This window comes from Brevundimonas sp. SPF441 (genome assembly GCF_009661015.1).
GTDB classification, from domain to species: Bacteria; Pseudomonadota; Alphaproteobacteria; order Caulobacterales; family Caulobacteraceae; genus Brevundimonas; species Brevundimonas vesicularis.
In genome coordinates, this window is record NZ_WJWX01000002.1 from 171600 (window position 1) to 195014 (window position 23415).

Below are 23415 nucleotides of genomic sequence, written 5' to 3' on the forward strand. Positions count from 1 at the left end.
ACACGCTCAGCGCGGCGTGAACTTGCGGATGACGCCGGAGAAGGTCATCAGCAGGCGCTCGCCGGTATTGATCTGGCCCCGCACGAAGATCAGGCTCTTGCCAGCCTTGGTGACCTGGCCGGTGGCTTCGATCAGTTCGCCGACATATCCGCCGTCGATGAAGGTGGAGTCCAGCTGGACCGTGACGCCGGAGGCGCCTTCCATTTCCTGATAGGCGATCTGGAACATGGCGATGTCGGCGAAGGTCATCAGACAGCCGCCGTGCATCCGCCCGCCGGCGTTCATATGCTTCTGCTCGGCGCGGAAGGCGCAGCGCATGTGCCCGTCGGGGTCCGGCTTGCCGTAGAAGGGGCCGACCACCGTGTCGAAGGTGTCGTGCAGATCGTAGGTCTGCCAGCCGGCGAACTCGCCTTCGCTGATGGTGATTTTCTTGGGCATGCAGACTCGGCCTTACTTATGGGCGTGCGTTGCAGCATATAGGCGCAATGAGCGACCCGATCGAAACCGCAATCCTGAACAAAATCGCCGCGCTTGAGGCCGGCAAGAGCATTGAGCCGGCGGAAGTGGCCAAAGAGCTACAGCCCGAGCAGTGGCAGCGCATGCTGCCTAAGGTTCGCGCGACCGCTTTGGGCCTGATGCGCCAGGGCAAGCTGACCATCACCAAGAAGGGCAAGGCGGTCGATCCGGATAACTTCCGAGGCGTCACACGCCTGCGTCAGGCGACCGAGGAAGAAACGGCCCTGGCGTTGAGTCGCCGTCCGCCGGTCGTCGAGGGCGATGACGACTGATCTCGACGAGATCCTGAGCGACATCCGCGCCTGCCGCGCCTGCGCGGGCGTCCTGCCGCACACGCCGCGCCCGGTAGTGCGGGTCTTTCCCGAGACGCGGCTGCTGATCTGCGGCCAGGCGCCGGGACGACGCGTCCACGAGAGCGGCCTCCCGTTCACGGATCCTTCAGGCGATCGTCTTCGTGACTGGATGGGCGTGGACTATGAGACCTTCTACGCCGACCCGCGCATCGGGGTGGCGGCCCAGGCCTTTTGCTATCCGGGCACCGCGCCGAAAGGCGGCGACTATCCACCGCCGACACGCTGTGCGGAACTGTGGCGACCGCAGTTGCTGGACGCCCTGCCGCAGATGGAGCTGACCCTGCTGGTCGGCGGCTATGCCCAGGCGTGGGCGCTGGGCGATGACTCCAAGCGGACCATGACCGAAACGGTCCGAGCGTGGCGGGAGTATGCGCCGGATCTGCTGGTGTTGCCGCATCCGTCTTGGCGCAATACGGCCTGGCTGAAGAAGAATCCGTGGTTTGAGGCGGAGGTGCTTCCCTATCTGCGGGAACGCGTTCGGCGCATTCTGACTTCTGCAAATCCGGCGGCCGTTCGCTCCAGCGAGAACGAATTGCCGGTGGTATCGTGAGCGCTGCTTGGGACACATGGCCTTGATCGCCTCCAGACTTATGCCGCTGACCGCCGCGCTCATTCTGTCGGCCTGCGCCGCACCCCACATTCAGCCGCCGTTGACGCCGCCGCCGGGCTTTGTCGGCGCCCATGTCGAGGATCGGGCGCTGGTCATGTCGGACGGCGCGCGCCTGCCGTATCTGCATTGGGGGCCAAAGGATGGGGCGCCTTGGGCGGTGATCGTGGCTCTGCACGGCATGAACGACCACGACGCCAGCTTCCGTCTGGCCGGCCCCTGGTGGGCCGAGCAGGGGATCGAGACCTGGTCCTACGACCAGCGTGGCTTCGGCGGGGCGCCGGGGCGGGGCGAATGGGCCGGGCAGCAGCGGATGACGGATGATCTGCGCGAGATCACCGCGATGGCGCGGGCCCGCTATCCCAATGCCGTCATCGCTGTGGTGGGCGAGAGTATGGGCGGGTCGGTGACGGCGGCGGCGTTCGGCTCCGACAATCCGCCGGATGCGGACCGGATCGTGCTGCTGGCGCCCGGCGTATGGGGCTGGTCGACGCAAGGACCGTTGAACAGCACGGCGCTGAACATCGCAGCTCGAGCGCTGGGCGACGTGGCGCTGGAGCCGCCGGAGTTCATCACGCGCGACATCCACGCCTCTTCGAATACGTTGGAGCTGATCCGCAACGGGCGCGATCCGATGAGCATCCTCGCGACCCGGTTCGACACCGTCTATGGGCTGGTCGATCTGATGGAGGCCTCGTCGCGCAGCCTGGGCCGCATCCGGGGCGACGCCATCCTGATGTATGGCGCCCACGACGAGGTGGTGAAGAAGGGACCGATGAAGGCGGCGCTTGAGCGGACCGAGCGGGAGGGCGGGACGCTGCGGACCGCCTGGTATCCGAACGGCTGGCATCTGCTGAACCGCGATCTGGACGCCGAGATCGTCTATCGCGACGTCGTCTCGTGGTTGAGAGACCCGAAAGCCCCTCTGCCGTCCGGTGCGCCGGCGGTTTTGCCGCAGCTTCAGGCGGGCGGGGCGCGCCCTTAAGCGGGTCTTAACGCGACGTTTACCATCCAGGCGGCATTTTCTGCCTAGCGGGGCGTTCGTGTCTCCCGCGAGTAGGGGGCGGGGACGCGTGGGCGGCTTCACAGCGGCGTTGCAGAAGTTCGGGATCGGCCGTCTGGCTGCGGTCCTCGGCGTCGCCGCAGGCGTGGCCGCCGTGCTGGTCGCCGTCATGCTGCGCATGGGCCAGGCGCCGGACGCCCTGCTTTATTCCAACCTGGATCTGCGCGAGGCCAGCGAGATCAGCGCCGCCCTGGATCAGGCCGGCATCAAATATTCGTCCAAGGGCGACGGCTCGACCATCATGGTCAACCGCGACGAGGTCGGCACGGCGCGGATGCTGGTCGCGGGCAAGGGTTTGGTCACGTCCGGATCGGTCGGTTACGAGCTGTTCGACAGCCAGTCGGTGCTGGGCCAGACCGAGTTTCAGCAGCAGCTGAACGAGCAGCGCGCCCTGCAGGGCGAACTGTCGCGCACCATCATGTCCATGCGCGGCATCACGGCCGCCCGCGTCCACATCACCATGCCGCGCCGCGAGATGTTCACCTCGGCCGCCGGCGAACCGACCGCCGCCGTTCTGGTGGGGCTGGGCGGGCGTGACCTGACCAGCGACCAGGTGCGGGCGATCCGCAACCTGGTGGCCTCGTCCGTGCCGAACCTGAAGCCCGATCGCGTCACCGTGGCGGACCAGACGAACCGAACCCTGGCGGCCGGCAGCGACGACGGAACCTTCACCTCGGCGTCCGCCGCCGAGGCCAAAGGCAATACCGAGAGCCAGCTTCAAGCGCGCATCAAGGACATCGTCGAAGGCGTCGTCGGCGCCGGCGCCGCCCGCGTCCAGGTCACGGCCGACATCGACCAGAGCCGCGCCACGACACAGGAAGAAAAGTTCGATCCCGACGGTCAGGTCGTCCGCTCGACCACGACCAACGGCTCGCAATCCGCAGACAACAGCGCCCAGCCCGACGGCGGCGTGACCGCGACGAACAACATCCCCGGCGGGGCTGCACCCGGCGCGACGCCGGCCGGTTCGACCAACTCGGAAAACGGCGAGACGACCAACTACGAAATCTCCAAGACCACCACGACCACGACCAAGGAGCCGGGCGAGGTCAAGAAGCTGGCCGTCGCCGTCGCGGTGGACGGCAAGTGGACGCCGGCCAAGGACGGCAAGGGCGAGCCGACCTATGCGCCCCGCACGGCCGAGGAGATCGCCCAGATCAAGTCGCTGGTCGCCGCCGCCGCCGGCATCGACGAGACGCGCGGCGACAAGATCGAGGTCATCAACGTCCGCTTCAATCACGACACGGGCATCGAGGGTGGTCTGGACGGCAAGTCGTCGCTGCTGGACTTCTCCAAGAACGACATCATGCGTTTCGTCGAGCTGGGCATTCTGACGGTCGTCGCCCTGCTGCTGATCTTCTTCGTGCTGCGTCCTCTGCTGAAGACGGCCGCCGGTGGCGGGGCCAATCTGCCGGCGCTGGCGGGCGCCAACGGCGTGCCGGTCACCACCGTGGCGACCACGGTGATCGGCCCGGACGGCCAACCTCAGCTGGTTCAGCTGCCGGCGCCCAGCGAGATGGAACAGAAGATCGACATCGCCCGCATCGAGGGTCAGGTGAAGGCGTCGTCGGTCAAGAAGGTCGCCGACTTCGTTCAGTCGCATCCCGATGACGCGGCCGGCATCCTGCGGACCTGGGTGGCCGAAGGCTGATGGCGAAGCTGGTCAACAAGAAAGCCTCGATCGACGATCCCAACAAGCTGTCGGGACCGGAGAAGGCCGCCGTCATCCTGCTGGCGCTGGGCGAAGAGCATACCGCCCTGTGGGAGCGGCTGGACGACGACGAGGTCAAGGAAATCTCCCAGGCCATGGCGACCCTGGGCAACGTCAGCGCCGAGGCCGTCGAGGCCCTGATGATCGAGTTCGTCTCGGGCCTGTCCGGTTCGGGCTCGGTTATGGGGAGCTACGAGCAGACGCAAAAGCTGCTGGCCGCCTTCCTGCCCAAGGATCGCGTCGATGGCCTGATGGAGGAGATCCGGGGGCCGGCCGGTCGCACCATGTGGGACAAGCTGGGCAATGTGAACGAGGCCGTTCTCGCCAACTATCTGAAGAACGAATACCCCCAGACCGTCGCCGTGATCCTGTCCAAGGTGCGCTCGGACCACGCCGCGCGCGTCCTGACCAGCCTGCCGGAAGACTTCGCCCTGGAATGCGTCCAGCGGATGCTGCGCATGGAGCCCGTTCAGCGCGAGATTCTGGACAAGATCGAGGCGACGCTGCGCACCGAGTTCATGTCGAACCTGGCGCGGACCTCCAAGCGCGACAGCCACGAAATGATGGCCGACATCTTCAACAGCTTCGACCGTCAGACCGAGGCCCGCTTCATCGGCGCCCTGGAAGAGCGCAATCGAGAGTCAGCCGAACGCATCCGCGCCCTGATGTTCGTCTTCGAAGACCTGTCCAAGCTGGACCCGGGCGGGGTGCAGACCCTGCTGCGCGCCGTGGACAAGGATTCGCTGGGCCTGGCGATGAAGGGCGCGTCGGAAGGGCTGCGCGAGATGTTCTTCTCCAACATGTCCGAGCGCGCGTCCAAGATCATGCGCGAAGACATGGAGTCGATGGGGCCGGTGCGTCTGAAGGACGTGGACGCCGCCCAGATGGCCATGGTCCAGGTCGCCAAGGATCTGGCCGCCAAGGGCGACATCATGCTGGCCGGTCAGGGCGCTGACGACGAGTTGATCTACTGATATGACCCAGTCCCCGGAAATCCGACGCCTCTTCGCCTTCGACACCGAGTTCGACGCGGACGGCACGGTCGTGCGCCCCGGCGCCTGGACGCCGGCCAAGCGCTCCTATCTGCCGGCCGAGGTCGAGGCCCTGGTCGCCCAGGGGCGTCTGGAAGCGCGCGAACAGGCCCTCGCCGAGGTCGAGAACATCCGCGCCATGGCCCTGAGCAATATCGCCCAGGCTGTCGCATCGGCTATGCCGACCCTGAAGGCTGTGGCCCAGGCGCACCGCGAACAGGCCGCTGACCTGGCCCTGGCTGCTGCGCGCACCATCGCAGGGGCCGCTCTGGACCAGTTTCCGCGTGCGCCGCTGAAAGCCGCTTTGGAACTGTTGGCGCAGGAAATCGACGCCTCGCCGCGTCTAGTCGTTCGCGCCTCGGGCCTGGATGACGAGGCGCGCGGCCTGATCGAGCGCGCCTGCGCCGACAGCGGATTCACCGGCGTGGTCGCCTTCCGCGAAGAACCGGGCATGGCCCAGGCCGCGTTCCAGCTGGAATGGGCCGACGGGCGCGCTGATCACGATCCGCAAGGCTCGGCCGACCGCGTCGCTGAGGCCCTGACCGCCGCCCTGGCCGCCGAGGCCGGACACGCCGAAACCCTTCCCGTCGACAGGAGCATGTTCTGATGGCATCCGACGACCTGGCGCTGGAGGAATTCTCCGGCCTTTCGGGCCTGCCGCCCCTGGACGACAGCGGCGAAAAGAGCGCCGCCGACCTGGCCACCGTCTTCGACGTGCCGGTCAACATCTCGGCGGTTCTGGGCAAGTCGCACATGTCGGTGGCCCAGCTGCTGAAGCTGAACAAGGGCTCGGTGCTGGAGCTGGACCGCAAGGTCGGCGAGGCGATCGACATCTTCGTCAACAACCGCCTGATCGCGCGCGGCGAGGTCGTCGTCGTCGACGACCGGCTGGGTGTGACCATGACGGAAATCATCAAGACCGAGGATAGCGGCGCCTGATCGGCGACGCGCTCGAAACAGGGATTAGAGGAGAAGAACGATGCGTCTTCTGGTGGTAGGCAGACTGAGCGGCCAGCTCGCTTCGGCGGTGAAGATGGCCATGGCGCACGGCGCCAAGGTCAATCACGTCGAGCGCGCCGACCAGGCGACCGAACAACTGCGCCGGGGGCAGGGCGCCGACTTGCTGATGGTCGACTATCAGTTGGACATCGCCGCCCTGATCGCCGCCAACGAGGCCGAGCGGATCACCATTCCGGTCGTGGCCTTCGGCGTCGACGCCGATGCGCGAGAGGCGGCCGCCGCCATCAAGGCCGGCGCCAAGGAGTTCATTCCGCTTCCGCCCGACGCCGAACTGATCGCCGCCGTCCTGTCGGCTGTCGCCGACGACGAAAAGCCGATGATCTCGGCCGACCCGTCGATGAAGGCGGTGCTGCAACTGGCCGACCAGGTCGCGCGCTCGGAAGCCTCGATCCTGATCACCGGCGAAAGCGGCGTCGGCAAGGAGGTGATGGCGCGCTATCTGCACGAGCACTCGCGCCGGTCGGAACGCCCCTTCATCAGCGTCAACTGCGCCGCCATTCCCGACAATCTGCTGGAATCCGAACTGTTCGGACACGAGAAGGGCGCCTTCACCGGCGCGGTCGCGCGCCGCATCGGCAAGTTCGAAGAGGCCGACGGCGGCACGCTTCTGCTGGACGAAATCTCCGAGATGGACGCCCGGCTTCAGGCCAAGCTGCTGCGCGCCATCCAGGAGCGCGTCATCGACCGCGTCGGCGGGTCCAAGCCGGTTTCGGTCAATATCCGCATCATCGCCACCTCGAACCGCGATCTGGCCAAAGCCGTGGCGGAAGGCACCTTCCGTGAGGACCTGCTGTATCGCCTGAACGTGGTGAACCTGCGCCTGCCGTCCTTGCGCGAGCGGCCCGGCGACATCGTGGTTCTGGCCGACCACTTCATCAAGAAATACGCCGCCGCCAACGGCGTGCCGGTGCGTCCGATCTCGGCCGCCGCGCGTCAGGCCATTTCGGCCCATCGCTGGCCGGGCAACGTCCGCGAGCTGGAAAACGCCATGCACCGCGCAGTGCTGCTGGCGACCGGCCCCGAGATCGACGTCGACGCCATCCGTCTGCCGGACGGTCAGCCGCTGGGCGGCATGGGCGCGGGCATGATGGCGGGACAGGCCTATGCGGCGCCGCAAGCCGGGGTGGCCGCCCGCGCCGCCCAGGCAGCCGACGCCGTGACCCGCAGCTTCGTGGGCCAGACCGTGGCGGCGATGGAAAAGACGCTGATCCTGGACACCCTGACCCACTGCCTGGGCAATCGCACCCATGCGGCCAACATCCTGGGCATCTCGATCCGCACCCTGCGCAACAAGCTGAACGAATACGCCGACGAAGGCACGGCCATTCCGGCGCCGATGAGCGGCGTCTCCGCCTCGGGCTACGCGGCCTGAACCCATGCGCGCACCCGTGGAGCGCCGATGCGTCCTGACGGGGCTGGCCGCCTTGAGCGCGGTCGGCTGTTCGCCGCGCGCGGAATCACACCCTGTCGCGCCCGCCCGTCTGTCAGACGAGGCTATTGACCTGGCCGACCTGGAAGCGCGCAATGGCGGCCGTCTCGGCTTCGTCGTTCAGGACGCGGCGACAGGGCGTAAGCTGGTTTGGCGCGGCGACGAACGCTTCGTCTATTGCTCGACCTTCAAGATGTATCTGGCCGCCGCAACCCTGTTGCGGGTGCAGGCCGGGCAAGAGCGCTTGGATCGTCGCATTCCGATCACGACGGCGGACATGATCAACCACGCTCCGGTGACCGAGCGCGCCGTTGGCGCCAGCCTGACGATCGAGCAGTTGATAAAGGGCGCGGTGGAGGTCAGCGACAACCCCGCCGCCAATCTGTTGCTGAAGGCCATGGGCGGCCCGTCGGCGATGCAGACCTTCTATCGCGGCATCGGCGACGGCAGCACCCGCTCGGACCGTTTCGAGCCGGAGATGAATCGTCTGGACGGCGACAAGGATACGATCCTTCCCAACCAGTCGGTCGCCAACCTCCAACGTCTTTTTCTCGATCCGGCCTCGCCCTTGACGGCGGCGTCGCGCGCCCTGTTGCTGCAGTGGATGACCGATACGCCCACGGGTCAGAATCGTCTTAGGGATGGGACGCCCGCCAATTGGCGGGTGGCGCACAAGACGGGGACGGGGGGCTATGGGCCGACCAATGACATCGGCCTGCTGTATCCGCCGAACGGCCAACCTGTGATCGTCGCCGCCTATTACCACGCCACCCGGGCGACGTCGGACGACGCGAATGCGGCCGTGATCGCCGAGGCGACTCGTCGCGCACTGAAGGTCTTGGGTCGTGGCTGATGCGCCGATCCTGATGAAGGACGGCATGGCGCGCCCGACGGGACGCGACGTGATCGGATGGTTGAACCGCGGCGAAGTCCTGATGGCGGTGGGCGTGATCGGCGTGATCATGCTGCTGATCCTGCCGGTGCCCAAGTTCCTGCTGGATCTGCTGCTGGCCTTCTCGCTGGTGTCCAGCGTGCTGATCCTGATGACCGCCGTGATGATGAAGCGGCCTTTGGACTTCGCCATCTTCCCGACGGTGTTGCTGGTCTCGACCCTGTTCCGTCTCGGTCTGAACCTGGCCTCCACGCGCCTGATCCTGACCCACGGCCAGGAAGGTCACGATGCGGCGGGTCAGGTCATCAACGCCTTCGGCCAGCTGATGATGGGCGGCAACTTCATCATCGGGGTGATCATCTTTGCGATCATTCTGGTGGTGAACTTCGTCGTCATCACCAAGGGCTCGACCCGGATCGCTGAAGTGTCCGCCCGCTTCACCCTGGACTCCATGCCGGGCAAGCAGATGGCCATCGACGCTGATCTGTCCTCGGGCCTGATCACCGAGGACCAGGCCAAGCTGCGCCGCAAGGAGCTGGAGCAGGAATCGACCTTCTTCGGCGCCATGGACGGCGCCTCCAAGTTCGTACGCGGCGACGCCGTCGCGGGTCTGATCATCACCTTCATCAACGCCATCGGCGGCATACTGATCGGCACGCTGCAACACGGCATGCCGGCGATGGAGGCCGCCAACACCTATGTCCAGCTGACCATCGGCGACGGTCTGGTGACGCAGGTGCCAGCCATCATCATCTCGATCGCCGCCGGCTTCCTGGTGTCCAAGGCGGGCGTCGAAGGCACGGCGGACAAGGCGATGGTCACCCAGCTGGCGACCAATCCGGTGTCGCTGGGCGTGGTCTCGGGCGCCGCCGGTCTGATCGGCCTGATCCCCGGCATGCCGCTGATCCCGTTCGCGGCCCTGGCCATCGGCTCGGGCTTCATGGCCTGGCGGCTGGGCCGCAATCGCCTGAAGCCTCAGCCGACAGAGGCGGAGATCGCGGCGGCGGCGGCGGCGGCAAAACCCAAGGAAGACGTCGAAGAGCCGATCGCCAATGTGCTCACCATCGACGAGGTGAAGATCGAACTCGGCTATTCGCTTCTCAGCCTGATCAACGATCTTGAAGGACGCCGGCTGACCGATCAGATTCGCGCCCTGCGGCGGTCGCTGGCCCAGGAATACGGTTTCGTCATTCCCCAGGTGCGCATCCTCGACAACATGCGCCTGCCGACCCAAGGCTACGCCATCCGCATCAAGGAGATGGAGACGGGCGCGGGCGAGGTGCGGCTGGGCCACCTGATGGCGATGGATCCGGCGGGGCGCCAGGTCGAACTTCCGGGCGAGCATATGCGCGAACCCGCCTTTGGTTTGCCGGCGACCTGGATCGAGGAAGGTCTGCGCGAGGAGGCGACGTTCCGGGGCTATACGCTTGTCGATCCGTCGACGGTCCTGACGACGCACCTGACCGAGATCCTGAAAGACAATATGGCCGATCTGCTGTCCTATGCGGAGGTGCAGAAGCTGCTGAAGGAACTCGGCGCCGAAGAGAAGAAGCTGGTCGAGGAACTGGTGCCCAGCGTGGTCACCGTCACGACGCTGCAGCGGGTGCTGCAGTCGCTTCTGCGCGAGAAGGTGTCGATCCGCGACCTCCCGGCGATCCTGGAAGGCCTTGCCGAGGCTGCGCCGCACAGTTCCAGCGTCACCACCCTGGTCGAACACGTTCGCGCGCGCCTGGGCCGCCAACTGTGCTGGCAGAACAAGGACGGCGAAGGGGCCCTGCCCATCGTAACGCTGTCGCCGGAATGGGAAAACGCCTTCGCCGAAAGCCTGATCGGCAATGGCGAGGACAAGCAGCTGGCGATGGCGCCGTCGCGCCTTCAGGACTTCATCCGCGCCGTTCGCGACACCTTCGAGCGGATCGCCATGACGGGCGAGAACCCGGTGCTGCTCACCGGCCCGATGACGCGGCCCTATGTGCGCTCGATCATCGAACGCTTCCGCGGCCAGACCGTCGTGATGAGCCAGAACGAGATCCATCCCAAGGCTCGGTTGCGGACCCTTGGCCAGGTCTGATCCCGCCGACTTGGCAGTTTGACGTTTGACGCGGCGACGCACCCCGCTAAAGCTCCGCCGTCATGAGTCCGAACCCCCGATCCCAATGGTCGCGCCTGCGCGACTTCATGCGTACGCCGTCGTTGGCCCGGTCGATCTCGGCCATGCTGATCCTGGCGTTCGGACTGCTGATCGTGGTCAATGCGACGACCTTCGTGATGATCCAGCGCACTGTCGCATTGAACAAGACCATCGAGCATGCTCAGCAGATGCGGCGCGCCGCGCGCACGGTTCTCATTGCGAGCCTGAACGCCGAAACGTCGCAACGCGGTTTTTTGCTGACGGGACGAAGCGATTTTCTACAGCCCTATCGTGACTCCAGGGCCGACATGGAGCCCGCTCTGGCGTTTCTGGATGAGGGCGCAGCCCTCGATCCGACGCTAAAAGACACCGTCGAACCCATTCACCGTCTGGGTGACAAGAAATGGGACGAGATGGAGCGCACCGTCGCCTTGGCGCGGCAGGGTCGGATCGGGCAGTCGATCCAGGCCGTGCGGTCTGGCGAAGGCAAGCAGTATATGGACGAGCTCCGAGCCGCCATCGAGAAGTTCGACAAGCTGAAGTCCGACAGGATCGACAGCCGACGCCGGGCCTCGGAGCGTTTTGGCTTCCTGACCGTCACGATGAACGCCATCGCGGGGCTTCTGGTCCTCGTTCTGGCTCTGCTGTCGGCCTGGCTGGTGCGGCGTTACGTGGCCGAGATCCAGTCCGCCCGCGCGACCCTGGACGCCGCCAACGCGAGCCTGGAGGACAAGGTCCGCGAGCGCACCGGCGACCTGATGCGCGCCAACGAGGAAATCCAGCGCTTCGCCTATATCGTCAGCCACGACCTGCGCGCGCCGCTGGTCAACGTGATGGGCTACACCTCAGAACTGGAGCAGGCGGGCAAGATCGTCGACAAGGCGATCTACGAGGCGGAAAAGACGCGCGTGGTCGATCCCGAGATCGTCACAGCCGTCCGCGAGGAAATGCCCGAGGCCATCGGCTTTATCCGCGCCTCGACCGAGAAGATGGACCGGCTGATCAACGCCATCCTGAAGCTGTCGCGCGAAGGTCGCCGCAACCTGCTTCCAGAACCGCTCGACATGACGACGATGGCCCAGAACATCGCCAACAGCGTCCATCACCAGACCGAAGCCTCGGGCGCACGCATCAATGTGCAGTCGCTGCCCGAGATCGAAAGCGACCGTATTTCGATGGAGCAGATCGTCGGCAATCTGATCGACAACGCCGTCAAATATCTGGATCACGACCGGCCGGGCGAAATTGTCGTGTCGGGCGAAGACGTGCCGGGCGGCTGGGTCGTCTACCGGGTCGCCGACAACGGCCGGGGCATCGCCCCGCGTGACCATGAGCGGATCTTCGAGCTGTTCCGCCGCTCGGGAAAACAGGACCGTTCCGGCGAAGGTCTGGGGCTGGCGTTCGTCAGAAACAGCGTGCGTAGACTGGGCGGGACCATCGACGTCGAGTCCGAACTGGGCAAAGGCTCGACTTTCCTGCTGAAATTCCCCAAACGACTGATCTTGTCTGAACCCGGAGGCGCGCTGTGACGCAACCCGTCAAAATCATCATGGTCGAAGACGACCACGGCCACGCCAAGCTGATCGAAAAGAACATCCGCCGGGCCAACATCAACAACGAGATCAAGCATTTCGATGAGGGCGGTGCGGCGCTCGACTATCTGTTCAGCGACGAAATCCTCGCCAATGGCCCGCTGCTGATCCTGCTCGACCTCAACCTGCCCGATATGTCGGGTACGGACATTCTGGAAAAGGTGAAGGCCAACGACCGGCTGAAGCGGGCTCCGGTCGTGGTGCTGACGACCACGGACGACAAGGTTGAAATCCAGCGTTGTTACGACCTGGGTTGCAACGTCTACATCACCAAGCCGGTGGATTATGAATCCTTCGCCGGCGCCATCCGTCAGCTGGGTCTGTTCCTGTCGGTGATCCAGGCACCGGAGATCTGACGATCGACGCGCCAAAGCCTATTCGCCTGCTCTACATCGACGATGATCGAGGTTTGTCCCGACTGGTCGAGAAGGAGCTGGGGCGTCACGGCTACGCCGTCACCTGCGCGCCGGATGGCGATGCGGGGCTGGAGCTGTTGCAGCAGGATGAGTTCGACGTCTGCGCGCTGGACCACTATATGCCGACGCGAGACGGGCTGGATGTCCTGCCTGACATTCTGGCCCTGACGGCGCCGCCGCCCGTCGTCTATGTGACGGGTGCGCAGGATGGGCGGATCGCCGTCGCGGCCCTTCGAGCGGGCGCGGCGGACTACGTGATCAAGGACGTCTCGGAGGACTTCACGTCCCTGTTGCGCTCGGCGCTCGAGGACGCCCTGTCGCGCCGTCGGCTGGAGCGCGAGAACGAACTGGCGCAGGAAGAAATCCGCCGGGCGCGCGATCGGGCCGAGGCGATGCTGCGTGAGGTGAACCACCGCGTCGGCAACTCGCTGCAGCTGGTGTCCAGCTTCATGTCGTTGCAGATGCGCCACGTCACCGATCAGGGGGCGAAGGACGCGTTGCGCGAATCGCAGGCGCGCATCGAGGCCGTCGCCCATGTTCACCGCCGCCTCTACACGTCTGGCGACATGAGCCACGTGGCGATGGACGAATATCTGGTCGGGCTGATGGACGAACTGTCCAAGTCCATCGGACCGGATGAAGGATCGCCCAAACTGACGCTGGACGCTGAGCCCTTGTCGGTCACGACCGATCAGGCCGTCTCCATCGGCGTCATCGTCACCGAACTTGTCACCAACGCGGTCAAATACGCCTATGCGCCGGGGCAGGGGGGGGAGATTCGCATCCATCTGCGCCGCGAGAGCGACCATCGCGTGATGCTGACGGTTGAGGACGATGGCCCCGGCATGGGCGATGGAACGCCAAAGGGCACGGGGCTCGGTGGCAAGATCATTTCCGCCATGGCGTCTGGCCTGCGGTCGGCGGTCGAGTTCGACGGCGCCCACAAAGGCGTGCGCGCCAGGTTGTCTTTCGACCTCTAGGGTCGGTTTTCATCATGTTGCAGTTCGGCGTTCGCAAACCCGCTTCGGATTATCGTCACCGCGCCACCGCGTTCGGCATCGTCGAGCGCGACGGCCTGATCGCCTGCGTGCGCGTCGAGCGCGAGGCCGGTCCTTATTTCGACCTTCCCGGCGGCGGCGTGGATATGGAAGAAACCGAGGTCCAAGCCCTGATCCGCGAATTCGTCGAGGAAACCGGCCTGACGGTCGCGCCGCTGAACCGCATCGCCGAGGCCAGCCAGTATTTCGTGCGGTCCACGCGCGAGCCGGTGAACAATGTCGGCGGCTTCTGGACAGCGACCGTGGCGGCGGAAAATCCCGATGCGAAATGCGAGGACGATCATACGCTGGTGTGGCTGGATCCGACGTTCGCCATTTCGCGCTTGCGTCACGATTCTCACGCCTGGGCTGTCGCCGTCTGGCTGCGTCGTCCAAGCTGAGCCTTACGGAACAGGCCATTAGCGAAGTCGTTTATTTTTCGAACCGCAACGTTACGTCGCGGCGATGAAAATTAGGAGATTTCCATGGCTGACCATGACCGTATAGAAGGCGCCGCCAAAAACATTGGTGGCAAGATCAAAGAAGGCGTCGGTAAGGTGACCGGCGACACGAAGATGCAGGCCGAAGGCAAGGCCGATCAGGTCGAAGGCAAGGTCCAGAATACTGTCGGCGGCGTCAAGGACAGCCTGCGCGACAAGGCCTAAGCTTCCCTAGAATGCGCGAAGATGCGAAGCGCTGTCCGCAAAAGCGGGCGGCGCTTTTCTTTTCGATCAATCCTTGTCGCCCCACAGGGTCAGCGACAGCCCCTTCTTGTCGGCTCCATCGACCGGGCGGCACTCAGAGCTGAACCCGCCCTCGACCGGACGCGGACGACAATCCATTTCTCGCAGGCTGGAGGGCGCGGCCGCCGTGCGAGACTGCGGGCCGCACTGGACCGCATAGTCCGAGCCTGCGGCGCTGGCCCGGATCATCTGGCAGTCGCCGACCATGCCGCTCGGGCGCAGAGCCTCGGGCAGGTCGGACCCCATGGCGATGGCGAGTTGTTCGCGCACATCGGTCTGGCATTCGGCCATGGACGTCTGGCCGCGCACCAGCGGACTGCACCGTGCGCGCTCGAAGCCAAAGGGATCAGCCAGGCCCCAGGCAGGCACATTGTGCTCGAGCGGCGGCGCCGGCGTTTCAACGACCGCCTCCGGCGCGGTGGCATCCCACACGACGGTCGGCGCAGCTTGTTGGAGGATCAGCAAGGCGAAGGCGGCGGCGATCATGGTCGGACCCTTCGTGAAGTCGCAGGCGGTCGCTTGAACGTCTCCTACCTTGTCAGGGCCCGCATTGCCTTGTCGAGGCCTTCGAGCGTCAGCGGGAACATCCGCTGCTCCATCACCTCGCGCAACAGGCCGACGGACGCGGTATAGTCCCAGTACCGCTCCTGAACGGGATTGAGCCAGACCGACTTCTCCCACTGCTGGCGCGCCCGCTTCATCCAGACGGCGCCGGCCTCCTCGTTCCAGTGCTCGACGGAGCCGCCGGGCATGGTGATCTCATAGGGGCTCATCGTCGCATCGCCGACGAAGATGGCGCGCCAGTCGCCGGGGTATTTGTGCAGCAGATCCCACGTGGGGATACGCTCGGTGTGGCGCCGGCGATTGTCCTTCCAGACGCCTTCGTAGAGGCAGTTGTGGAAGTAGAAGAACTCCAAATTCTTGAACTCGGTCTTGGCCGCCGAGAACAGCTCCTCAATCAGCTTGATGTGACCGTCCATCGAACCGCCGATGTCGAGAAACAGCAGCACCTTGATCGTATTGCGCCGCTCGGGCCGCATCTGAATGTCCAGCCAGCCCTGACGCGCGGTGCCGTCGATAGTGCCGTCGATATCCAGTTCGTCTGGCGCTCCCTGTCGGGCGAAACGGCGCAGACGACGCAGCGCCACCTTGATGTTGCGGGTGCCCAGTTCGACCGTGTCGTCCAGGTTCTTGAACTCGCGCTTTTCCCAGACCTTGACCGCCCGGCCATGCTTGGCCGGACCGCCGATGCGAACGCCTTCGGGGTTATAGCCGCCGTGTCCGAAGGGGCTGGTCCCGCCCGTGCCGATCCATTTGGAGCCGCCGGAGTGCCGCTCCTTCTGCTCCTCCAGACGCTGCTTCAGCGTCTCCATCAGCTTGTCGAATCCGCCCAGCGCCTCGATCTGGGCCGTCTCCTCGTCGGTCAGGTATTTTTCATTCAGCAGCCGCAGCCAGTCCTCGGGAATGTCGGTGGTCAGGTCTTCGCCCGACCCGACCGACTCGACGCCCTTGAACACCGTCCCGAACACCTGATCGAACCGATCATAGTGTTTCTCGTCCTTGACCAGCACCGCGCGCGACAGGTGATAAAAGGCCTCGACCTCGCGCCCGGCCACGTCGCGATCCATGGCCTCCATCAGATGGAGCCATTCCTTCATCGACACCGGAACCTTGGCGTCGCGCAGCGCGGTGAAGAAGGGCAGGAGCATGGGAGGGATGTGAACCCGGATCAGCCGCGCCGCAAGATGAACTCGTGGTCGCGCCAGGCGCCGACGGGATAGTCGTATTCTCCCGCCTTCTCGAAGCCGTAGGCGGCATAGAGGCGCTGGGCCTTGTTGTTGCCGCTCCAGACGCCGATCCACAGCGGTCCGTCCGTATGGGTTTGCATCCAGTCCAGAGACAGCTTCAGCAGTCTGGTTCCAAGGCCCAGACCTTGCGCCGCCTTGGACACATAGAGCCGGCGCAGTTCCATGTGTGACGATCTGGCCTCGGGGTGGGGCAGGCCATTGGGGCCGGCGTTCGCGAAGGCCAGAAGCTCGCCGTCTCGGTCAGCCACCCACCAGGCGCAGTCGGGCTCCGCCAACTTCTTCAGCGTCGGCTCCAGATCGAAGCTGGCGTCCAGAAACGCGTTCAGATCGGCCGGCGGATAGGGGATGCCGAACCCCTCGACGAAGGTGTCGATGAAGGTCTGGCGCCCCAGGGCGCCCAGGGCGGCGGCGTCTTCGGGGCGGGCAGGGCGGATCGCGATCTCAGTCATGCTTCGGCTCTAGCGCGCGCCTTGGTGCGCGTCACGGGCGACAAGTCCGAAAGCCCGTCGTATCGTCGCTTCAATGTCTCTGCCGATCTTCACCCATCCGTCCATGCTGTCCCACACGCCGGGCGCGGGCCATCCCGAAAGTCCCGAGCGGCTGAAGGCGGTGCTGGATGCTCTGGACGACGCAGGCCTGGCCCGCGACCGGCGCGCCGCGACCCAGGCCGAGGTTGCGGATCTGGAGCGGGTGCATCCCGCCGCTTATGTCGCACGCCTGCTGGACGCCTCGCCGGTCGCAGGCATGGTTCAGTTGGATGCCGACACCGTCCTTTCACCTGGCAGCGTGCCGGCGGCGCGGCTGGCTGCCGGGGCGGCTATCGATGCGGTGAGGGCCGTGGCGCGGGGCGAGATGGACCGCGCCTTCGCCGCCGTGCGCCCGCCGGGTCACCATGCCGAACCGGATCGGGCAATGGGCTTCTGCCTCTTCTCCTCCGTCGCCGTCGCGGCACGGGTCGCGCAGGCCGAGGAAATGGCGCGGGTGGCGGTGACCCAGGCGGCGTTTGAGGACGACGACAGCCTCTTCCTGGCCTCCATCCACCAGATGCCGCTGTATCCCGGCACGGGCGCGGCGTCAGAGACGGGCGTCGGCAATATCGTCAACGTCCCCGTCGCGCCCCATGCGGCGCGCGAGAACTGGCGCGCGACCTTCGCCGGCGGATTGATGCCGGCGCTGGAATCGTTCCGGCCGGACCTGATCCTGATCTCGGCCGGTTTCGACGCTCACCGGCGCGATCCGCTGGCGCATCAGTCGCTGGAGGCAGAGGATTTCGCCTGGGCGACGCGCGCGATTCTGGAGGTCGCGCGTCGGACCTGTTCGGGCAAGGTTGTGTCGGCGCTTGAGGGCGGTTACGACCTTGAAGGACTAGGCCGCTCTGCGGTCGCCCACGTCGCTGCGCTCGGGGAGGACTGAGGACGCTTAACGCCTTGAAACCAAAGGCCCGTCCGTTTGTCATGTCAGCCCCCGCCCTGTCCCTCGATTCGACCGAACCGTCCGTGTCCCCGCCTGACGCTGCGCCATCCGTCGGCGCGCTTGTCGCTGTCCGTCCCGGCGCCATCATCCTGACGCGTCACGGCGAGCCGGCCCTGTCGCGCAAATGCCTGATCTCTGCGCGCGAGTACGGCGACTGGTGGGCGAAGTATGAGATCGGCGGCCTGCTGGCCGGTCAGACGCCGCCGCCTGAACTGGTTGCGGCCGCCCAAGGGGCTGGGGCCATCTACGCCTCGACCCGTCAGCGCGCCCAGGAAACCGCCGCCGCGGTCGCGGCGGGGCGCGAGGTCATGGCTGATGTCATGTTCATCGAGGCGCCCTTGCCGCCGCCGCCGATTCCAGAATGGATAAAGCTGTCGCCCAAATGGTGGGGCGTGGTGTCGCGTTTCTGGTGGCATGCTTTCGATCATCACGGCGGCCAGGAAACCCGCGCCCAGGCCGAGGCGCGCGCCGATCAGGCGGCGCAAAAGTTGATCGCGCGAGCCGAGAGCGGTCAGGACGTGCTGGTCTTCGCCCATGGCTATTTCAACCATATGGTCGGGCGCGCGCTGAAGGCCGACGGCTGGAAGCTGGTCCAGAACCAGGGCTTCAAATACTGGTCGCAGCGTCGCTACGAGAAACGATAGCCGCTTCTGACGTTGATGCGCCCCGCGCTCGCCTCTAGGGTCCGCGCCATGACCGATACCGCCGCCGCCATCCCCGCCGATCTCAGCTTCGAAGACGCCCTGAAGCGCCTGGAGACCATCGTGTCTCGCCTGGAATCCGGCCAGGCGCCGCTGGAAGAATCGATCGCCCTCTATGAAGAGGGCGCCAAGCTGAAGGCGCATTGCGAGGCACGGCTGAAAGCGGCTCAACTGCGTGTGGAAAAGATCGTGGTCGGCCCGGACGGTCAGGCCAAGGGCGTCGAGGCGGCGTCGTTCGAATGATCCCCGTGTCGTCTTCGAGCCTGGTCTGGAGCCGGTTTTCGTGAACCGGGTCATCGCCGCGAACTCGCCGGAACAGGCGGTGATCGATCGCGTGGCCGAGGTCGCGGATTTGGTCACGGTCGCGCTGGATGAACTGCTGCCACGCGCCGAGGGCCCGGAATCCCGTCTGACCGAGGCGATGCGCTATGCGGCGCTGGGCCCCGGCAAACGCTTGCGGCCGTTCTTCGCGTTGGAGGCCGCACGCCTGTTCGACATCGATGAGCGGTCGGTGCTCCGCGCCGCCTGCGCGCTGGAATGCGTGCACGCCTACAGCCTGGTTCACGACGACCTGCCGTGCATGGACGACGACGATGTGCGCCGGGGCCGGCCGACCGTTCACCGGGCCTATGATGAGGCGACGGCGGTGCTGGCCGGCGATGCGCTGCAGACGGCCGCCTTTGACATCATCCTGCACGAAGACACCCATGAGGATGCGGCCGTGCGCTGTGAACTGGCGGCGCGGCTGTCGCTGGCGTCCGGCGCGCGGGGCATGGCGGGCGGTCAGATGATCGATCTGCTGGGCGTGCGCGACGACCTGGGCGGCGTGGCGCGTATGCAGCGCCTGAAGACCGGCGCCTTGTTCGCCTATGCCTTCGAAATTCCTCTGATCATCGCCGACGCCTCTGCCCAGCACCGCCATGCCCTGATCAGCTTCGCCCACGATGTCGGCCTGGCCTATCAGATCGTCGACGACCTGCTGGATGCCGAAGGCTCGGCCGAGGAAATGGGCAAGGCGGCCGGGGGCAAGGACGCAGCGCTGGGCAAGACCAACTTTGTCACCCTGTTGGGTCTGGAGGCGGCGCGGCAAAGGGTCGCGCATCTCGCCAACCAGGCCCGTTCGCATCTGGAGCCGTTCGGCGACGAGGCCGAAATCCTCAGGGCCAGCGTGGACTTTGTGCTAAAGCGCCGGTCCTGATACGAAACGTTGAACCGACCTGCGGGTTGATCGACCAGACTTTCCAAGGTTTTACGGCTGATGCCCGACACCCCGCTACTCGACACCGTCAAGACGCCCGCCGACACGCGGGACTTCGATATCGCCCAGTTGAAACAGCTGGCGCAGGAGGTGCGGGCCGAGACAATCGACGCCGTGTCCGTCACCGGCGGCCATCTGGGCGCGGGGCTGGGCGTGGTCGAACTGACCACGGCGCTGCACCATGTGTTCGAGACGCCCAAGGACATCCTGATCTGGGACGTCGGGCATCAGTGCTATCCGCACAAGATCCTGACCGGACGGCGCGACCGCATCCGCACCCTGCGCCAGGGCGGCGGCCTGTCGGGCTTCACCAAGCGCAGCGAGAGCGAATACGATCCTTTCGGCGCGGCCCACGCCTCGACTTCCATCAGCGCCGCCCTGGGCTTCGCCGCCGCGCGCGATCAGAAGGGTGAGAAGAACCGCGTCGTAGCGGTCATCGGCGACGGCTCCATGTCCGCCGGCATGGCCTATGAGGCGATGAACAACGCCGCCGAGGCGACCAGCGGCCAGCTGATGGTCATCCTGAACGACAACGACATGTCGATCGCGCCGCCGGTTGGCGGGATGAGCGCCTATCTGGCCGGCCTGGTGTCGGGCGGCGCCTATCAGAACGTCCGCCGCCTGGGCAAGACGGTGGCCCAGCACCTGCCGCGCCCCTTCCGCAAGGCGGCCAAGAAGGCCGAGGAATACGCCCGCGGCATGGTCACCGGGGGCACCTTCTTCGAGGAGTTAGGCTTCTATTATGTCGGCCCGATCGACGGCCACGACATGGACAATCTGGTCCCGATCCTGAAGAAGGCGGCCGCCATCGAGGACCGCCCGGTTCTGGTTCACGTCGTGACGCAGAAGGGCAAGGGCTATGCCCCCGCCGAAAGCAGCGCCGACAAACTCCATGCGGTCGTCAAGTTCGACGTGGTCTCGGGCAAGCAGGCCAAGGCCATCTCCAACGCCCCCAGCTACACCAAGGTGTTCGGAACCGAGCTGATCAAACACGCCAAGGTCGATCCGTCGATCGTGGCAATCACGGCGGCCATGCCGTCCGGCACGGGTCTGGACCTGTTCGGTCAGGCCTTCCCCGAGCGGACCTATGACGTCGGCATCGCTGAACAGCACGCGGTCACCTTCGCGGCCGGTCTGGCGGCGGACGGCATGAAGCCGGTCTGCGCGATCTATTCGACCTTCCTTCAGCGCGGTTACGACCAGGTGGTCCACGACGTGGCGATCCAGTCGCTGCCTGTCCGTTTCGCCATGGACCGGGCGGGCCTGGTTGGGTCGGATGGCGCCACGCACGCGGGATCGTTCGACATCGGCTTCATGGGCGCGCTGCCCGGCATGGTGCTGATGGCCGCCGCCGACGAGGCCGAACTGGCGGCGATGATCTCGACCAGCCTGGCCATCGACGACCGGCCTAGCGCCTTCCGCTATCCGCGCGGCGACGGCGTGGGAGTGGAGATCCCGGAACTCGCTGCGCCGCTTGAGATCGGCAGGGGTCGGATCGTGCGCGAGGGCACGTCAGTCGCCATCCTCAGCCTGGGCACGCGCTTGCAGGAATCGTTGAAGGCGGCGGACATGCTGGCCGCCAAGGGCGTGTCGGCGACGGTTGCGGACGCCCGTTTCGCCAAGCCGCTGGACGCCGACATGATCCTGCGCCTGGCGCGCGAGCACGAGGCGCTGATCACGGTGGAGGAAGGCGCCATGGGCGGCTTCGGCGCCTTCGTGCTGCAGCTGCTGGCCGAGAAGGGCGCGCTGGATGCGGGTCTGAAGATCCGCACCCTTAATCTGCCCGATGTCTTCCAGGACCAGGATGCGCCCATGGCGATGTATGCCCAGGCCGGCCTGAACGCCGAACACATCACCGCCGCCGCGCTTCAGGCCCTCGGCGTTTCCGCGAGCCAAGCCGTCCGCGCGTAAACGCGTCAGGCGCGGTCGCGAATTCGCATCGCGCCGCGTTCGCCGGTCTCGACCTCGAACCGGCCGGTCGCGCGGATCAGGTCTGACAGCTTGGCGTAGCCATAGGTGCGCTGGTCGAAGTCGGGATGGGCGTTGCGCAGCCGATTGCCGATGCCGCCCACCGCCACCCAGCCGTCGCCGTCCTCGTCCATGTCGGCGATGATGGCCGCGATCAGGCGCGCGGCCTCGGACGGCTTGCGCTTGGTCGCCGGCGCTTCGGCGACTGGCGACTTGGCGCCTGCGTCGACCGGAACCGGCGCGATCAGGTTCTCGGTATAGATGAACCGGGTGCAGGCCTGACGGAAGCTTTCGGGCGTTTTCTGCTCGCCGAAGCCATAGACATCGACGCCTTCCTCACGGATGCGGGCCGCCAGTCGGGTGAAATCGGCGTCCGACGACACCAGGCAGAAGCCGTCGAATCGCCCTGAATGCAGCAGGTCCATCGCATCGATGACCAGGGCGATGTCGCCCGAGTTCTTGCCCTTTGTGTTGGCGAAATTCTGCTGCGGCTGGATGGCGAAACGGGCCAGGACCCGAGTCCAGCCGGCGATCTGCGGGCTGGCGAAGTCGCCGTAGATCCGTCGTGCCGAGGCCTCGCCCAAGGTGGCGATTTCGCTGAATAGCGCCTCTGCGATTCGAGCGGAAGCATTCTCCGCATCGATCAGGACCGCGAGACGAGGGGCCTTGTCGTCAGCCATGGCGGATGTCCTTTTCCTGCGCCGCCAATCTGCGGTGCAACGAACCCTACAACTGACCCATCGTATTGTCGTGATCCACGGCCTGTTTCTTCAGCCAGCCGACAAAAGCGGTCGCGCTGGGCGAGGGCGGCCGGTCGCGGGGCTGGACGACGTAGTAGGCGAAGCCGACCGCCTCGGACCCGTCAGGGAAGGGCGCGACCAGTCGCCCTGACGCCAAGTCCGCCTGGGCCAGAGTGCGTTTGGCCAGGGCCACGCCGCGCCCCGATATGGCGGCCTCGATCAACAGACCCGACTGGTTGAAACGCGAGCCTCGACGCGGGTCGGGGTGACGGATGCCCCGCGCCTTCAACCACATGGCCCAGTCCGGGCGGCTGGGATCGCCATCGTTGGACATGTCGTGCAACAGGGTGTGTCCGATCAGGTCGGCCGGTTTGCGGATCGGCTTTTCGCCATCCATCAGCGATGGGGCGCAGACAGGCAGCACCGTCTCGGTCATCAGCCGATCGACCGTCAGGCCCGGATAGTCGCCGGGACCGTAGCGCACCGCCAGATCGACCTTGCCCTCGCTCAGGTCCGCCGGCTCCATGTCTGCCGAGATCCACAGTTCGATCTCGGGATGGGCGGTATGGAAGTCGTCCATGCGCGGCATCAGCCATTTGGAGGCGAAGCCGGGCGCTACGCTGATCGACACCTGTTTGCGACGCGGGGGTTCGCGCAACAGGGCCGAGGCGTCCATCAGCCGCTCGAACCCCTCGCGCAGCAGCGGCACGGAGGAACGGCCCAGATCGGTCAGTTGCAGGCCCCGCGCCTCGCGCACGAACAGCGGCCCGCCGACGATGTCTTCCAAGAGGCGGATTTGCTGGCTGACCGCGCCGGGCGTCACCGACAGTTCGTCGGCGGCGCGCGAGAAGTTCAGATGCCGCGCGGCGGCTTCGAAGGCGCGTAGGGCGTTGAGCGGGAGCAGGGGACGGGCCATCGCGGATAGA

Annotated in this window: 26 protein-coding genes; 20 read left to right on the plus strand and 6 right to left on the minus strand. The window is 65.9% G+C overall.

Annotation, left to right across the window (positions count from 1 at the left end; genetic code table 11):
- Window positions 1-6: 6 nt before the first annotated feature.
- Window positions 7-438 carry a PaaI family thioesterase gene (locus GGC30_RS02450; RefSeq protein ID WP_153922571.1) on the minus strand — a complete coding sequence of 144 codons (432 nt, stop codon included), beginning with the start codon at window positions 436-438 and terminating at the stop codon, window positions 7-9.
- Window positions 439-485: 47 nt separating this feature from the next.
- On the opposite strand from GGC30_RS02450, the gene GGC30_RS02455 reads away from it, so the two are divergent.
- From GGC30_RS02455 to GGC30_RS02525, 15 genes are all read left to right on the plus strand, one after another.
- Window positions 486-788 (plus strand): DUF3253 domain-containing protein, encoded by a 303-nt coding sequence (locus tag GGC30_RS02455; protein WP_153922572.1) that lies wholly within the window; start codon window positions 486-488, stop codon window positions 786-788.
- Window positions 778-1419 carry a uracil-DNA glycosylase family protein gene (locus GGC30_RS02460; protein ID WP_153922573.1) on the plus strand — a complete coding sequence of 214 codons (642 nt, stop codon included), beginning with the start codon at window positions 778-780 and terminating at the stop codon, window positions 1417-1419. The genes GGC30_RS02455 and GGC30_RS02460 overlap by 11 nt, the downstream gene beginning before the upstream one ends.
- A 22-nt stretch (window positions 1420-1441) precedes the next feature.
- The gene (locus GGC30_RS02465; RefSeq protein WP_228763549.1) at window positions 1442-2461 is read left to right on the plus strand and encodes an alpha/beta fold hydrolase; all 1020 of its coding nucleotides are present in this window, start codon (window positions 1442-1444) and stop codon (window positions 2459-2461) included.
- Window positions 2462-2549: 88 nt separating this feature from the next.
- Window positions 2550-4190, plus strand: a complete 1641-nt coding sequence (gene fliF / locus GGC30_RS02470) for a flagellar basal-body MS-ring/collar protein FliF (RefSeq protein WP_370451840.1) — start codon at window positions 2550-2552, stop codon at window positions 4188-4190.
- Window positions 4190-5224: a flagellar motor switch protein FliG gene (fliG, locus tag GGC30_RS02475; protein ID WP_039246914.1), complete on the plus strand. Its 1035-nt coding sequence runs from the start codon at window positions 4190-4192 to the stop codon at window positions 5222-5224. Before fliF ends, fliG begins: the two co-directional genes overlap by 1 nt.
- A gap of 1 nt (window position 5225) precedes the next feature.
- Window positions 5226-5888, plus strand: coding sequence for a flagellar assembly protein FlbE (locus tag GGC30_RS02480; RefSeq protein ID WP_153922575.1), 663 nt, complete (start codon window positions 5226-5228; stop codon window positions 5886-5888).
- The gene (gene fliN / locus GGC30_RS02485; protein ID WP_039246916.1) at window positions 5888-6220 is read left to right on the plus strand and encodes a flagellar motor switch protein FliN; all 333 of its coding nucleotides are present in this window, start codon (window positions 5888-5890) and stop codon (window positions 6218-6220) included. The genes GGC30_RS02480 and fliN overlap by 1 nt, the downstream gene beginning before the upstream one ends.
- Window positions 6221-6260: 40 nt before the next feature.
- Window positions 6261-7673, plus strand: coding sequence for a sigma-54-dependent Fis family transcriptional regulator (locus GGC30_RS02490; protein ID WP_153922576.1), 1413 nt, complete (start codon window positions 6261-6263; stop codon window positions 7671-7673).
- A 4-nt stretch (window positions 7674-7677) separates the two neighbouring features.
- Window positions 7678-8583: a class A beta-lactamase gene (bla, locus tag GGC30_RS02495; RefSeq protein WP_153922577.1), complete on the plus strand. Its 906-nt coding sequence runs from the start codon at window positions 7678-7680 to the stop codon at window positions 8581-8583.
- Window positions 8584-8596: 13 nt separating this feature from the next.
- Window positions 8597-10693, plus strand: a complete 2097-nt coding sequence (gene flhA / locus GGC30_RS02500; RefSeq protein WP_153922626.1) for a flagellar biosynthesis protein FlhA — start codon at window positions 8597-8599, stop codon at window positions 10691-10693.
- A 62-nt stretch (window positions 10694-10755) separates the two neighbouring features.
- Window positions 10756-12282 (plus strand): CHASE3 domain-containing protein, encoded by a 1527-nt coding sequence (locus GGC30_RS02505; RefSeq protein WP_228763550.1) that lies wholly within the window; start codon window positions 10756-10758, stop codon window positions 12280-12282.
- A complete protein-coding gene (locus GGC30_RS02510; RefSeq protein ID WP_231868686.1) occupies window positions 12279-12701 on the plus strand; it encodes a response regulator in 423 nt (140 codons plus the stop codon). The genes GGC30_RS02505 and GGC30_RS02510 overlap by 4 nt, the downstream gene beginning before the upstream one ends.
- Before the next feature lie 35 nt (window positions 12702-12736).
- Window positions 12737-13741, plus strand: a complete 1005-nt coding sequence (locus GGC30_RS02515; RefSeq protein ID WP_370451844.1) for a sensor histidine kinase — start codon at window positions 12737-12739, stop codon at window positions 13739-13741.
- 14 nt (window positions 13742-13755) lie between these two features.
- Window positions 13756-14199, plus strand: coding sequence for an NUDIX domain-containing protein (locus GGC30_RS02520; RefSeq protein WP_153922579.1), 444 nt, complete (start codon window positions 13756-13758; stop codon window positions 14197-14199).
- 84 nt (window positions 14200-14283) lie between these two features.
- A complete protein-coding gene (locus tag GGC30_RS02525; protein WP_055803844.1) occupies window positions 14284-14463 on the plus strand; it encodes a CsbD family protein in 180 nt (59 codons plus the stop codon).
- Between the two features lie 66 nt (window positions 14464-14529).
- Here the strand turns inward: GGC30_RS02525 and GGC30_RS02530 are convergent, their stop codons facing one another.
- From GGC30_RS02530 to GGC30_RS02540, 3 genes are read right to left on the minus strand one after another with little or no spacing between them, the layout of a single operon-like run.
- The gene (locus GGC30_RS02530) at window positions 14530-15027 is read right to left on the minus strand and encodes a hypothetical protein (RefSeq protein ID WP_153922580.1); all 498 of its coding nucleotides are present in this window, start codon (window positions 15025-15027) and stop codon (window positions 14530-14532) included.
- Between the two features lie 44 nt (window positions 15028-15071).
- Window positions 15072-16250 carry a VWA domain-containing protein gene (locus tag GGC30_RS02535; RefSeq protein ID WP_153922581.1) on the minus strand — a complete coding sequence of 393 codons (1179 nt, stop codon included), beginning with the start codon at window positions 16248-16250 and terminating at the stop codon, window positions 15072-15074.
- 20 nt (window positions 16251-16270) lie between these two features.
- The gene (locus tag GGC30_RS02540) at window positions 16271-16798 is read right to left on the minus strand and encodes a GNAT family N-acetyltransferase (protein ID WP_153922582.1); all 528 of its coding nucleotides are present in this window, start codon (window positions 16796-16798) and stop codon (window positions 16271-16273) included.
- A 73-nt stretch (window positions 16799-16871) separates the two neighbouring features.
- On the opposite strand from GGC30_RS02540, the gene GGC30_RS02545 reads away from it, so the two are divergent.
- The 5 genes from GGC30_RS02545 (at window position 16872) to dxs (ending at window position 21692) form a co-directional block, all read left to right on the plus strand.
- Entirely contained in the window at window positions 16872-17762 is an 891-nt protein-coding gene (locus GGC30_RS02545) for a histone deacetylase family protein (protein ID WP_153922583.1), read from the plus strand.
- 41 nt (window positions 17763-17803) lie between these two features.
- The gene (locus GGC30_RS02550) at window positions 17804-18466 is read left to right on the plus strand and encodes a histidine phosphatase family protein (protein WP_153922584.1); all 663 of its coding nucleotides are present in this window, start codon (window positions 17804-17806) and stop codon (window positions 18464-18466) included.
- A 48-nt stretch (window positions 18467-18514) separates the two neighbouring features.
- The gene (locus GGC30_RS02555; RefSeq protein WP_017504472.1) at window positions 18515-18766 is read left to right on the plus strand and encodes an exodeoxyribonuclease VII small subunit; all 252 of its coding nucleotides are present in this window, start codon (window positions 18515-18517) and stop codon (window positions 18764-18766) included.
- Between the two features lie 79 nt (window positions 18767-18845).
- Window positions 18846-19721: a polyprenyl synthetase family protein gene (locus GGC30_RS02560; protein WP_038293630.1), complete on the plus strand. Its 876-nt coding sequence runs from the start codon at window positions 18846-18848 to the stop codon at window positions 19719-19721.
- Window positions 19722-19778: 57 nt separating this feature from the next.
- Window positions 19779-21692 (plus strand): 1-deoxy-D-xylulose-5-phosphate synthase, encoded by a 1914-nt coding sequence (gene dxs, locus GGC30_RS02565; protein ID WP_153922585.1) that lies wholly within the window; start codon window positions 19779-19781, stop codon window positions 21690-21692.
- A gap of 5 nt (window positions 21693-21697) precedes the next feature.
- On the opposite strand, the gene GGC30_RS02570 is transcribed toward dxs, so the two are convergent.
- Together GGC30_RS02570 and gcvA are read right to left on the minus strand one after the other, a co-directional pair.
- Window positions 21698-22429, minus strand: a complete 732-nt coding sequence (locus GGC30_RS02570) for an NYN domain-containing protein (RefSeq protein ID WP_055754124.1) — start codon at window positions 22427-22429, stop codon at window positions 21698-21700.
- 46 nt (window positions 22430-22475) lie between these two features.
- Window positions 22476-23405 (minus strand): transcriptional regulator GcvA, encoded by a 930-nt coding sequence (gene gcvA / locus GGC30_RS02575; protein ID WP_066626336.1) that lies wholly within the window; start codon window positions 23403-23405, stop codon window positions 22476-22478.
- Between the last annotated feature and the right edge of the window lie 10 nt (window positions 23406-23415).